This is a genomic window from Pedobacter sp. Leaf132 (assembly GCF_920984695.1).
In the GTDB taxonomy this organism is placed as follows: domain Bacteria; phylum Bacteroidota; class Bacteroidia; order Sphingobacteriales; family Sphingobacteriaceae; genus Pedobacter.
The window spans coordinates 255518-267680 of record NZ_CAKLBO010000004.1; the positions used below are offsets into that span (position 1 = coordinate 255518).

Below are 12163 nucleotides of genomic sequence, written 5' to 3' on the forward strand. Positions count from 1 at the left end.
TTTTATAAGGATTTCAATTAATTAGATATAATGGCTGATGTAATTAAAATGCCCAAAATGAGCGACACCATGACCGAAGGGGTTTTGGCTAAGTGGCACAAAAAAGTAGGCGATAAAGTGAAAAGCGGCGATGTTTTGGCAGAAGTAGAAACTGACAAAGCAACAATGGATATGGAATCTTATTGGGATGGTGTTCTTTTATACATTGGTGTAGAAGAAGGTACTGCTGTTCCGGTTGATGCTGTTATGGCCGTTATTGGTAAAGAAGGCGAAGATTACAAAGCGGCATTAGAGGCTGAATCAGGAAGTCAGGAATCGGCAAGCCCGAAATCTGAAGATGCAGCGCCCAAAGCTGAAGATAAAAAAGAAGAAGCGGCTCCTGCCCAAGGCGGTGGTTTAAGCGAAGAAGAATTAGCAGCTAAAGGTGTTACGGTTATCCGCATGCCTTTATTAAGCGATACAATGACTGAAGGCGTAATTGCTGAATGGCATAAAAAAGTTGGCGATAAAGTGAAGGATGATGATGTTTTAGCTGATGTAGAAACCGATAAGGCTACTATGGAAGTTATGGGCTATGCAACCGGTACTTTATTACACATTGGGGTAGAAAAAGGTTCGGCTGCTAAAGTAAATGGAATTATTGCTATTGTTGGCCCGGAAGGAACTGATGTTAGCGGAATTTTAGCTGGCGGTTCTGCGCCAGGAGCAAAAGCTGAAAGCAAAGAAGAAGCTCCGAAAGAAGAAAAACAAACTGCTACTGCCGATGCAAATACATCTGCTCCTGTTGCAGAAAGTTCTTCTGATAGCCGTGTAAAAGCATCTCCTTTAGCTAAGAAAATTGCTAAAGATAAAGGAATCGATTTATCGCAAGTTGCAGGTAGTGCAGAAGGTGGACGTATCATTAAAAAAGATATCGAAAACTTTAAGCCAGCTGCTGCGCAACAATCTGAAAGTCCGAAGTCAGAAAGTCAGAAGCCTGCTGCCGCTCCGGTAATTCCAACTTATGTTGGCGAAGTTAAATATACCGAACAACCTGTTTCGCAAATGCGTAAAGTAATTGCAAAACGTTTGGCAGAAAGCTTATTTACTGCTCCACATTTCTATTTAACGGTAAGTATTGATATGGATAACGCAATGGCCGCTCGTACAACTATCAATGCAGTTGCTCCTGTTAAAGTATCTTTTAACGATTTGGTTATTAAAGCAGTTGCTGTTGCGTTGAAAAAACATCCGGCAGTTAATTCATCGTGGGGTGGCGATAAAATCCGTTTCAACGAGCATACTAACATTGGTGTTGCTATGGCAGTTGAAGATGGCTTATTGGTACCTGTTGTGCGTTTTGCTGATGGTAAATCATTATCTCACATTTCGGCGGAGGTTAAAGATTTCGGCGGCAAAGCAAAAGCTAAGAAATTACAACCTGCAGATTGGGAAGGTTCAACCTTTACCGTTTCTAACTTAGGTATGTTTGGCATTGATGAGTTTACCTCAATTATCAACTCTCCTGATGGTGCAATTTTATCTGTAGGTGCTATACAAGCAGTTCCTGTGGTTAAAAATGGGGCAGTGGTTCCTGGAAACGTAATGAAATTGACTTTAGGTTGCGATCACCGTGTGGTTGATGGCGCAACCGGAGCACAGTTCTTACAAACTTTAAAAGGATTATTAGAAGAGCCAATTAGATTGTTAGCGTAACATTAAAAAGCAATTGTCATCCTGAACTAGTCGAAGGATCTCGTAATATTTTTAAGGCTTCCTGATTTATCGGGAAGCTTTTTTGGTTTTTAATATTTGTCCCGCAGATTTTTATGATTTACACAGATTTTAATGATTTGAAATATAACCAGAAATTTATAAGCCATTTGCCTCTCTATAAATCGAATCGATAATGTTTGCAGTATTAAAATTGACTAAAATCCCTTGCTTCACTCCTGAAAGTTTAAGATAAGTTAATAATTGATTATGATGAACAGGTGCGATAATTTCAACGGATTTTATTTCAATGATAACCAAATCATTTATTAATAGGTCTAATCTATACCCTGCATTTAATTCGATACCACCAAAAATTATAGGCAAGACAACTTGCCTTTTTACGTCTAAGCCATTTTCAGTCAACAAGTGAACTAATTACTGCTTCATAAGCAGATTCTAACAATCCTGGGCTTAGGGCATTGTAAGTTGTGAAGATTGCTCCTCTGATTAGATAGATATATCATTTTCATCCATAATTGTCTTTATTTAAAGTATGGATGATTACTTTAAATCTAATAAATATCATACCATAAAGAATAGATGTAAGAAAAAATAATACCTCTGCGAAAATCTTCTTTAATCTGCGGGACAAACAATCTTAAACCCTTTCCCTATTCCATTGTTAATTAATTAAAACACCCTAATCATGGATAAAGAAAAATTAATTCAGGAAGCCTATTTAGTTTCGCATAAAATTGAAGAAAACGGAAATTTCCCAAATAACCCCCTATATCCACTTATGATTTATAAGGGTGCATTTTTGATACATCCTGATGATAAAATCGATGTAATTAAAACAGTTTTTGCTAAAAACGGCTATACAAATGCCTGGGTTAATGGTATTTTTGACTATCATCACTACCACAGCAATACGCATGAAGTTATGGGTGTTTTCTGCGGCAAAGCCGATGTACAATTTGGTGGCGAACATGGTGTTTGTATAGAACTTGATAAAGGCGATGTAGTATTAATTCCTGCCGGTGTTGCACATAAAAAGTTAAACTCAAGTGATGATTTTCAGGTTGTTGGCGCTTACCCGAAAGGCGCAGAATATAACATGAAATATGGTGAAGCAAGTGAAAGACCACAAGCAGATGAAGATATTGCAAAAGTAGAGAAACCCGACAACGACCCGGTTTATGGTAGCAAAGGACACTTATTTGAGTGCTGGTATAATCAGAATTGCCAAAATGTGTAAAACTCTTTGCCTTTAACCGTACAAAATTATTTAATTTTCGGGTTTTAAATACTACACTACCTGAATAAATGAATTTTAAGCATATAATTTCTGCATTAGCAATTTCGATTACCATATTAACCGCCTGCAACAGCAAAAAAACAGAAGAAAAAAAGGCTGCTGAAAAGAAAGTCAGAATTAAAGAAGATGACAAAGCCGACAGCTTATTATTAACTTACGACCCGCAAAAAGGCGATAAATGGATTGCAGATTTTGTAACCAATTTGCACAAAAAATATGGTTTTAACGGAAATATGCTTGTGGCCAAAGATGGTAAAATTCTTTATGAAAAAGCAATTGGATGGGCAGATTATCTTCATCGCGATAGCTTAAAAATCAATTCAGAATTTGAATTGGCATCCATTACCAAAACTTTTACCGGCGTTGCCATTATGCAATTGGTAGAAGCCGGAAAGCTTTCACTTAATGATGATGTTAAAAAATTCTTTCCAAATTTCCCTTACGATGGCATTACAGTAAAGCTACTTTTAAGCCACCGCAGCGGCATGATGAATTATGTTTATTTCATCGACGACATTTGGAGAAAAGAAAAACGTCCGATGAAAAAAGGAATAACCAATCAGGATGTGATGAATGTTATTGCCGAGCGTAAACCAACTCCATACACAAAACCCAATAATCGTTTCCATTACAACAACTCTAATTTTATGGTTTTGGGGGCTATTATCGAGAAAGTTACTGGCCAACGCTATTCGCAATACATGATGGAGCACGTTTTCAAACCTGCCGGATTAAAACACACCCACGTGTACAGCACTTCTGAATATGAAAAAATTCCGGTAGATGTGGTTGGTCACGATAGAACCTGGCGTTATTCGGTAGCGCAAAATTTCTTAGATGGGCCGGTTGGCGATAAAGGTATTTACAGCACCGTGCATGATTTGGTTCTGTTTGATAAATACCTGAAAAACGAAAGATTGCTGAGCAAAAAAAGTCTCGATTCTGCTTACGTTGGCCGAAATAAACCAGTTAATGGCCACTTTAATTATGGTTATGGCTGGCGCATGTTCGATGGCGAAAAGATGGATAAAGTGGTTTACCATACAGGTTGGTGGCATGGTTTCCGCCACATTTATGTTAGAGATTTGGATAAAAACATCGTAATTGTCTTTTTAGGCAATTTAACAAACGGCAGTTTAATGCACCTCGACGATTTGTACAAGCACTTTAACATGCCTGTTATTCGCAAAGGCGCTTATCATGGCAATGGCAGCTTACCAGGCAGCGACGAGGATTAATAAATCAATCAAAATATTTATTTGAAAATTATCGGTTGCCGTATTTGGCGGCCGATAGCCCCGCAATTGCCAATAGGCCCGATGAAGCCTGTGCAAGAACGAAGCAAATACTTTTATAAAATCGGGCGCTATTTGGCGCTATCGGGTTTATAAACAAAGGTTGGCGGATTGCCAACCCACCGAAATGCAATTAATTTAGGTTAATAGCCCCGACAAACGCGGAAATACTTTTGGTATGCAGAACCTTCGATACATTGTCATGCTGAGGCACGAAGCATCTGCAACAAATGAAACAGATGCTTCGTGCCTCAGCATGACAGAAGTTACCAAAAGATTGCAGCATTGGCGGGACAGGATTTGCCATGAAAAACGGAACCTTGCGCTTCAAAAAAAACCAGATAAATTCAAAAAAGTTCATGCAACCTACTTGCAAATAATTAAGTAAAATAACACCGAATAATTAAATTCTTAAAACAATTTGCCGATTTTTGTTTTTTAATTAAAACGATAAAATTATGTTCGATAAATTATTTGCAGCACAACAAAAGGCCGAAGAAGTAAAAAAACGCTTAGATACTATTTCGGTATATGGCGAAGTAGAAAACGGTGCAATTAAGATTACTGCAACAGCAAATAAAGCCATTACAGGCATTGCAATTGATGAAGAGTTTTTTAAAAATGCAGATAGAGAAGAATTGGAAGAGCTTCTGCAAACTGCAATTAATAAAGCTTTAGCCAATGCCGAAGAGGTAAGCAATACTGAAATGCAGGCATCAGCAAAAGATATGCTTGGTGGTTTGGGTGGCATGTTTGGTCAGTAAAAATAAAAACAATTCTAAATATTAATCTGAACTATGAACTTTACATACTATGGTCAATCTTGCTTTTTACTAGAAGCAGATGGCAAAAAATTTTTATTCGACCCATTTATAAAACATAATCCTCTAGCTAAGGATGTAGACACCTCAAAAATCGAGGCCGATTATATTTTGGTTAGTCATGGCCACGGCGACCACGTTGCTGATTTGGTTGAACTAGCAAAACAAACAGGTGCACCCGTTATTGCAATGGTAGAAGTTGCAGACTGGATTAAAAAGCAAGGTGTGGAAAACGTTATTGATATTAATTTCGGCACACAGCAATTACCATTCGGCAAATTACGCACTGTTTGGGCTGTTCACAGCAGTTCAAATCCTGATGGTAGTTATGGTGGAAATCCGGCGGGATTTGTATTAACTTTAGAAGGAAAGCAAATTTACTTTGCTGGCGATACGGCATTAACGGTAGAAATGAAACTATTAGCCGAATTACACAATTTAGACTATGCCATTCTGCCTATCGGTGGTCATTACACCATGGGAGTGGATGATGCCGTAATTGCATCAAAATACATTGATTGCGATAAAATTATTGGTGTTCATTACAATACTTTCCCACCAATTAGCATTGATACAGAAGATGCTGTTGCCAAATTTGAAAGAGAACACAAAAGTCTGTTACTTCCGCAAATAGGCGAAACCATAACTTTATAAAAAAAAGAAGGCTCCAATTTTTCAATCGGAGCCTTCTCAAAATTAAAAACCAAACCTAGTTCTTTTTTGCAGCAGGTTTATTTGCTTTGTAACGCATATCTGCTGTACCATCTTTTTTGGTAGGACCAACAACCTTGGTTACCGCCTTACCTTTATTTTCTTTATAACGCATATCTGGCGTTCCATCAGCTTTTAATTTAGTAGCAGTTGTAGTTGTTTTAACTTCTACCTTTTTAGCTTCTTGTTTTGCACCAGCTTTTACAGGTGTAACTGTAGTTTTTACTTCTTTTTTAACAATTGCTTTTGCAGGCGCCTTAGTAGCTGGTGTTTGAGCAAATGCTGTTGTTAAACCAAATGCTGCGATTGCGATTAAACTTAATAACTTTTTCATATCCTTTAGATTTGTTTTTAAATAACACGAGCCTCTTTTTTAAATTCAAAGTTCGTATGTTTCTTTTTTTTTAATTCGTTAATTGATTGGTATAAAATTGAAGAATCGGGATGAAGTTTTAATGAAGATAGGGATAAATATTGTCTGCTTCTAAATTATTACTGTATTAAATCTGTATCCTGTTATTTTTTTAACCCGCTGTAATTTAAACAACATACATACTCAATTTTCACCGAAAGTAGTAGTTTGTAAAACATTACCGCTTGCATCATAAATTATCCATGTGCCGCTTTTGTTCCCATTTGAATAATGACCTTTTAATTTAGGTTTTGCATGCTCGTATTCAATATAATCACCATTTAAAACTGTTAATTTCTCATCGATAAAGGTTTCTCTCTTCAAGAGTTCCAGGTTTTGGTTCAGCGTTGTCCTAATCCAGGTAGAATCATTAAGCTTGTAAATTTTATAAACATTTGTAGTTTTTTCCTTTTTGATTTCCTTGCCACCAATATTAATATAACTATACAAAGTATCGCTTTTCTGCGCTAAAGATTTAATAGATATTAATGTTAAAACCAGGATGATTACAAATTTCATATTAATAAATTAATGAGCGGCAAGCCAATTTTCTCCCTCACCAATTTCTAAAACAATTGGTACGCTTAATTTAATCGCATTTGCCATTTTATCTTGAATAATGGCTTTCATTATATCTTTTTCAGATTTTACAACATCAAAAACCAACTCATCATGTACCTGCATTGTCATGGTTGATTGAAGTTTTTGTGCCTTCATTTCTTTATGAATGTTAATCATGGCAATTTTAATCATATCTGCAGCCGAACCTTGTATTGGCGCATTAATAGCATTTCGCTCAGCAAAACCTCTAACCGTTTGGTTGGCAGAATTAATATCACGTAAATACCTTCTTCTGCCCATTATGGTTTCTACAAAACCATTTTCCCTGGCAAAATTCATGGTATCACTCATGTATCGTTTAATACCAGGATATTGATTAAAATACTGCTCAATAAGTTCTGCTGCTTCTTTACGTGGAATGCCCAGGTTTTGAGATAAGCCAAAAGCCGACTGGCCATAAATAATTCCAAAATTTACCGCTTTAGCATTTCTACGCTGAGTGCTATCCACTTCTTCAATGCTTATTCCATAAACTTTTGCAGCTGTTGCGGTGTGGATATCAATACCTTTTGAAAAAGCATCGAGCATATTTTCTTCTTTACTGATTTCTGCAATAATTCTAAGCTCTATTTGCGAATAATCGGCAGATAACAAAATGTGATTTTCATCCCTCGCGATAAATGCTTTTCTCACTTCCCTACCGCGTTCGGTTCTGATTGGAATATTTTGAAGATTTGGGTTATTGGAACTTAATCTACCCGTTGCAGCTACCGCTTGATTATATGATGTGTGTACGCGACCAGTTTTAGGATTAACCATCAACGGCAAGGCATCAACATAAGTAGATTTTAATTTTTGCAACTGGCGAAAATCCAGAATATCCTGAACGATATCGCTTTTGCTAGCCAAAGCTAATAAAACATCTTCCCCGGTTTGGTACTGACCGGTTTTGGTTTTCTTGGCCTTTGGATCGAGCTGTAATTTATCGAATAAAACTTCACCTAATTGTTTTGGAGAAGCCAGATTAAATTTAACACCGGCTTTGTCGTAAACATTTTGTTCAAACTTAACAATATCTGTTTCCAGCTCTTTAGAATATGCTTTTAAGGTTTCAATATCTATACGCACCCCTTCCTTTTCAATATCTGCAAGAACATAAACCAAAGGGTTTTCTACTTCCTCGGCAAGTTTTGCGGCATTTAATTCTTTAAGCTTTGGCTCAAAAACATGTGCCAATTGAAGTGTGATATCTGCATCTTCTGCTGCATAATCAACAACTTGCTCTACCGGAACATCACGCATATTGCCTTGGTTTTTACCTTTTGCCCCAATCAGTTTTGTTATTGAAATTGGCGAATAACCCAGGTAATTTTCAGATAAAACATCCATGCCATGGCGAGTATCCGGATCTATCAAATAATGTGCAAGCATCGTATCAAAAAGCTTTCCTTTAACATCTATATCATACCATTTCAGCACCAAAATATCATATTTTGTATTCTGTCCGATTTTTTCGATGTTTTCATTTTCGAGCACAACCTTAAATTCATTAAGAATTGCTAAAACTTCATCTCGGTTAGCAGAAAGTGGAATATAAAAGCCTTCTCCCGGTTTTATTGAAAAAGACAAACCAACCAGTTCGGCCATATTTGCATCTGTACCTGTGGTTTCTGTATCAAATGAAATTTTTTTCTCCTGAAGTAATTGCTTTATTAAATTTGATCGTTTTTCAGGAGTATCAATTAATTGATAGTGATGTTCTGTATTGTCTATATTTTTGGCAGGTAATTGCTCTGCCGGCTCTTCTTCCAAGGTATTGGTATAAACAATAGTCTCACCTTGCTGATTTCCAAATAAATCAGTTTGTGCACCTTCTTGAAATTTTGCAGTAGTAACCGAGAAGCCATCCCCAAAAACCCTTCTGCCTAAAGTTCTGAATTCGAGCTCAGTAAATAAAGGCTCTAATAAATCTTTGCTTGGGTCGCAAAGCTCTAAGCTTTCTTCATCAAGTTCTACCGGTACATCTAATAAAATGGTAGCAAGTTTTTTAGATAATAAACCTTGCTCTGCAAAATTTTCTACGTTTTCACGCTGCTTTCCTTTTAGTTCATGCGCATTTGCAATAATATTTTCCATCGAACCATATTGCTTAATCAACGCTTTTGCCGTTTTCTCGCCAATACCCGGAATACCCGGAATGTTATCAACTGCATCACCCCACAAGCCTAAAATGTCAATAACCTGTAATACATTTTCAATTTCCCATTTGGCTAAAATCTCTTTAACACCCAATATTTCCATATCGTTACCCATTCTGGCAGGCTTGTAAATGAAAATATTTTCAGAAACCAGTTGCGCAAAATCCTTATCGGGTGTCATACAGTAAACCTGATAACCTTTTAATTCTGCTTTTTTAGCTAATGTTCCAATAATATCATCTGCTTCATAACCATCAGATGTTATAACCGGAATATTAAAGCCTGTAATGAGTTTTATAACGTAAGGCATCGCCGCTGCCAAATCTTCGGGCATTGCCTGGCGCTGTGCTTTATAAGCTTCGAAAGTTGTATGTCTTTCAGTTGGTGCTTCAGTATCAAAAACAACGGCAATATGTGTTGGCTTTTCTTTCTTTAAAACATCGAGCAAAGTATTGGTAAAACCCATCACTGCAGATGTATTTATTCCTGTTGATGTAAAACGAGGATTTTTACTTAGTGCAAAATGCGCTCTGTACATTAGCGCCATACCATCTAAAAGAAAGAGTTTTTTATTGTTCATGTGAAAAACGGTTTAATAATTTACCGATTGGCAATATTTTGCTGCCAGATAAAAGTAACCAAAGTTAACGATAACAATAAAATTTAAATGTAAAGGATAAGATTATAAATTTAGTTCCGTTATTTTTGAGCAAGCAATTTTTTTATTATGAAAATATTCTTCCTTTCGATTTTAGTTTCTGTTTTTGCACTTACCGCTTCTGCCCAGGATTTTATCGTAAAAAATAATGATGATGTAATTCGTGGTACAATTAAAGGCACCGATTATTTCTCTGTTTACATTAGTGCTAATGACGAAGCTGATGTAATTTTGCTTGCGAAAGATGTGAAGAATTTCTTTTGGAATGGTAACAGCTACATTAGTAAGGGCTTTGCCAATAAGAAAAACTTTGAATACCGATTTGTAAAAGTTATTGAAACGGGTGCAATAAATTTATATTCTTTCGGCGGAGGCACATTGATGCCTGTTAAAAAGGAAAAAAATGTAAGGTTTAGACCTTCGATTGGTATTGGTACCGGAACCGGTGGCTTAGGAGGAATGGGAATGGGTGGCGGAATTAGCATAGGTGGTGGAAGAAACAGTGGTCCAGAACCTCCAATTGGTGCGCTGGTGGTTCGCTATTTTATCGAAAAACCAGGAACAGGCCCGCTTCAGGAAATTCCAATAAAAGCGATAACAGAAGACACAAGAAAAGCAGAAGTGCGTAGCATTTTATTACAAAAGCTTGGCGACAAGCCTGCTATAAAAGAAAAGATTGAAGCAAACTCAAGCTTAAATAGTAAGGATGTTGTTGAGTTGGTTAGAGAATATAACGAAGGAAAAAAATAGGATCAGGATTTTTAAAATTTAAGGATTTTAAGATAAAGGTTTCAACTTTGCAAAAATTGACAGGCTAATTGTCTTGCCATTTTTAATTTCACAGTTTTTCATGGTTACTTCGTATTCAAAAGCTAATTTTAGCAATGCATTTTTACTATTCTCATTCTCAGATTCTACAAAAGCTTCTATTCTGTTAACATGCAAACTATAAAATGCGTAGTTACAAATTGCAGTTGCTGATTCATTTACAATTCCTTTTTTCCAATATTTAGGTATTAACCAGAATCCTATTTCTACTTTCTTGTGCGATTTATTAAAATTATTAAATCCAACAGCGCCCATAAAATCGCCATTTTGCTTATTACAAATTGCCCACCATATTCCTGTGTGTTCAATTTGAATTGTTTTAAACCATTTTAATTGTTCCTGAGTTTCTTGTATGCTTTGGTAATGTACTCCATAGTATTTGATTACATCAGGATTCGATAAGCCTTTGTAAACATTTTCTAAATCAAAATCTTCAAATTGCCTTAATCGCAATCTATCGGTACACAATTCAGGAAAAACATCAATCATCTTGCACAGCAATTTATTAAGTGATCATTTACCATTCCCGTAGCTTGCATGTGCGCATAACAAATCGTTGTCCCAAAAAACTTAAAGCCACGTTTTTTCATGTCTTTACTTATTTTATCCGACAATTCTGTTCTGGCAGGAACGTCAGACATCTTTTCAATATGATTTAAAATTGGCTTTCCATCAGGTAAAAATCCCCAGATATAATTTGCGAAACTCCCAAATTCTTGCTGAATTTTTATAAAAAGTTTAGCATTGGTAATTGCACCATTTACTTTAAGTCTGTTTCTGATTATTCCCGCATCAGACATTAAGCGTTCAATATCTTTACCATCGAATGCAGCAACTTTTTCAACATCAAAATCAGCAAAAGCTGTTCTGTAGTTTTCTCTCCTTTTGAGTATCGTTATCCAACTCAAACCTGCTTGCGCACCTTCTAAAATTAAAAACTCAAAAAGGGTTTTATCATTGTAAACTGGCTTTCCCCATTCTTCATCATGATACTTTACATAAAGCGGATCTGAGCCAGCCCATGTGCAACGGATGCACTCCTCAGTCTTTAGTCCCAAGTCTTCAGTCATTTTACGAAAATTTTAAGCTTCCCCAATACTACTACAAACCTACCTTGATGAGCTCCGAATTTGAGCAAACAAACTAAACTGTTCTGCTTCTCGGAAAAGTCTTTGTTAAATTACGGATCTCTACTAATAAGGAAAATCATTTTTTATAAACAATTAGTTCTCTGAGCTTACACATACCATATTGTTTTTCTGATATAGCATTTTGGTATAATACTTTTGACTAACTAGAAAGCTCATCCCAATACTCAACAGCTCTTCTGTAATGCGGAATGACGATGCTACCGCCAACTAAATTTGCTATCATAAAAATTTCGTTCATCTCATCACTGTTTACACCTGCATCATGGCATTTTCCTAAATGATATTTGATACAATCATCGCAACGCAAAACCATCGATGCAACCAAACCCAACATCTCCTTAGTTTTAACATCTAAAGCGCCATCGGCATAACTTGTGGTATCTAAAGCAAAAAACCGCTTAATGTTGGTGTTTGCAGTCTCCATAATTCTATCGTTCATTTTTTCGCGATAGCCATTAAATTCTTCTACTAATTTCCCCATGATTATTATTTAAATGAATGATTTTTTATAAAAA

At 36.2% G+C, this 12163-nt stretch carries 13 protein-coding genes; 6 read left to right on the forward strand and 7 right to left on the reverse strand.

Going from position 1 to position 12163, the window contains the following annotated elements:
* Nucleotides 1–30 precede the first annotated feature (30 nt).
* On the forward strand, nt 31–1695 hold the full coding sequence (locus LUA86_RS10340; protein ID WP_231460550.1) for a pyruvate dehydrogenase complex dihydrolipoamide acetyltransferase: 1665 nt from the start codon (nt 31–33) through the stop codon (nt 1693–1695).
* A 156-nt stretch (nt 1696–1851) separates the two neighbouring features.
* Here LUA86_RS10340 and LUA86_RS10345 read toward each other — a convergent pair whose 3' ends face one another.
* On the reverse strand, nt 1852–2121 hold the full coding sequence (locus LUA86_RS10345; protein ID WP_231460551.1) for a GxxExxY protein: 270 nt from the start codon (nt 2119–2121) through the stop codon (nt 1852–1854).
* 280 nt (nt 2122–2401) lie between these two features.
* On the opposite strand from LUA86_RS10345, the gene LUA86_RS10350 reads away from it, so the two are divergent.
* The 4 genes from LUA86_RS10350 (at nt 2402) to LUA86_RS10365 (ending at nt 5783) form a co-directional block, all read left to right on the forward strand.
* Entirely contained in the window at nt 2402–2953 is a 552-nt protein-coding gene (locus tag LUA86_RS10350) for a cupin domain-containing protein (protein ID WP_231460552.1), read from the forward strand.
* Nucleotides 2954–3021: 68 nt separating this feature from the next.
* Complete coding sequence (locus LUA86_RS10355; protein ID WP_231460553.1) at nt 3022–4251, forward strand: serine hydrolase; 1230 nt, start codon at nt 3022–3024, stop codon at nt 4249–4251.
* 515 nt (nt 4252–4766) lie between these two features.
* Nucleotides 4767–5072: a YbaB/EbfC family nucleoid-associated protein gene (locus LUA86_RS10360; RefSeq protein ID WP_231460554.1), complete on the forward strand. Its 306-nt coding sequence runs from the start codon at nt 4767–4769 to the stop codon at nt 5070–5072.
* Between the two features lie 33 nt (nt 5073–5105).
* A complete protein-coding gene (locus tag LUA86_RS10365) occupies nt 5106–5783 on the forward strand; it encodes a metal-dependent hydrolase (protein WP_231460555.1) in 678 nt (225 codons plus the stop codon).
* A 55-nt stretch (nt 5784–5838) separates the two neighbouring features.
* Here LUA86_RS10365 and LUA86_RS10370 read toward each other — a convergent pair whose 3' ends face one another.
* The 3 genes from LUA86_RS10370 to polA all read right to left on the reverse strand — a co-directional run bounded on the left by LUA86_RS10370 (nt 5839) and on the right by polA (nt 9591).
* On the reverse strand, nt 5839–6174 hold the full coding sequence (locus tag LUA86_RS10370; RefSeq protein WP_231460556.1) for a hypothetical protein: 336 nt from the start codon (nt 6172–6174) through the stop codon (nt 5839–5841).
* A 222-nt stretch (nt 6175–6396) separates the two neighbouring features.
* Nucleotides 6397–6771 (reverse strand): hypothetical protein, encoded by a 375-nt coding sequence (locus LUA86_RS10375; RefSeq protein WP_231460557.1) that lies wholly within the window; start codon nt 6769–6771, stop codon nt 6397–6399.
* Between the two features lie 9 nt (nt 6772–6780).
* A complete protein-coding gene (gene polA / locus LUA86_RS10380; protein WP_231460558.1) occupies nt 6781–9591 on the reverse strand; it encodes a DNA polymerase I in 2811 nt (936 codons plus the stop codon).
* 147 nt (nt 9592–9738) lie between these two features.
* On the opposite strand from polA, the gene LUA86_RS10385 reads away from it, so the two are divergent.
* Nucleotides 9739–10419, forward strand: coding sequence for a hypothetical protein (locus LUA86_RS10385; protein WP_231460559.1), 681 nt, complete (start codon nt 9739–9741; stop codon nt 10417–10419).
* A 27-nt stretch (nt 10420–10446) separates the two neighbouring features.
* On the opposite strand, the gene LUA86_RS10390 is transcribed toward LUA86_RS10385, so the two are convergent.
* From LUA86_RS10390 to LUA86_RS10400, 3 genes are all read right to left on the reverse strand, one after another.
* Nucleotides 10447–10986, reverse strand: coding sequence for a GNAT family N-acetyltransferase (locus tag LUA86_RS10390; protein WP_231460560.1), 540 nt, complete (start codon nt 10984–10986; stop codon nt 10447–10449).
* On the reverse strand, nt 10983–11567 hold the full coding sequence (locus LUA86_RS10395; protein ID WP_231460561.1) for a DNA-3-methyladenine glycosylase I: 585 nt from the start codon (nt 11565–11567) through the stop codon (nt 10983–10985). Before LUA86_RS10395 ends, LUA86_RS10390 begins: the two co-directional genes overlap by 4 nt.
* 220 nt (nt 11568–11787) lie before the next feature.
* On the reverse strand, nt 11788–12129 hold the full coding sequence (locus LUA86_RS10400; RefSeq protein ID WP_231460562.1) for a carboxymuconolactone decarboxylase family protein: 342 nt from the start codon (nt 12127–12129) through the stop codon (nt 11788–11790).
* Nucleotides 12130–12163 lie beyond the last annotated feature (34 nt).

Excerpts from the sequence above, each read along its gene's own strand:
- LUA86_RS10375 (WP_231460557.1), bottom strand. The coding sequence starts at position 6,771 with ATGAAATTTGTAATCATCCTGGTTTTAACATTAATATCTATTAAATCT.
- LUA86_RS10385 (WP_231460559.1), top strand. The coding sequence starts at position 9,739 with ATGAAAATATTCTTCCTTTCGATTTTAGTTTCTGTTTTTGCACTTACC.
- LUA86_RS10365 (WP_231460555.1), top strand. The coding sequence starts at position 5,106 with ATGAACTTTACATACTATGGTCAATCTTGCTTTTTACTAGAAGCAGAT.
- LUA86_RS10340 (WP_231460550.1), top strand. The coding sequence starts at position 31 with ATGGCTGATGTAATTAAAATGCCCAAAATGAGCGACACCATGACCGAA.
- polA (WP_231460558.1), bottom strand. The coding sequence starts at position 9,591 with ATGAACAATAAAAAACTCTTTCTTTTAGATGGTATGGCGCTAATGTAC.
- LUA86_RS10390 (WP_231460560.1), bottom strand. The coding sequence starts at position 10,986 with ATGATTGATGTTTTTCCTGAATTGTGTACCGATAGATTGCGATTAAGG.
- LUA86_RS10395 (WP_231460561.1), bottom strand. The coding sequence starts at position 11,567 with ATGACTGAAGACTTGGGACTAAAGACTGAGGAGTGCATCCGTTGCACA.
- LUA86_RS10360 (WP_231460554.1), top strand. The coding sequence starts at position 4,767 with ATGTTCGATAAATTATTTGCAGCACAACAAAAGGCCGAAGAAGTAAAA.
- LUA86_RS10355 (WP_231460553.1), top strand. The coding sequence starts at position 3,022 with ATGAATTTTAAGCATATAATTTCTGCATTAGCAATTTCGATTACCATA.
- LUA86_RS10350 (WP_231460552.1), top strand. The coding sequence starts at position 2,402 with ATGGATAAAGAAAAATTAATTCAGGAAGCCTATTTAGTTTCGCATAAA.
- LUA86_RS10370 (WP_231460556.1), bottom strand. The coding sequence starts at position 6,174 with ATGAAAAAGTTATTAAGTTTAATCGCAATCGCAGCATTTGGTTTAACA.
- LUA86_RS10400 (WP_231460562.1), bottom strand. The coding sequence starts at position 12,129 with ATGGGGAAATTAGTAGAAGAATTTAATGGCTATCGCGAAAAAATGAAC.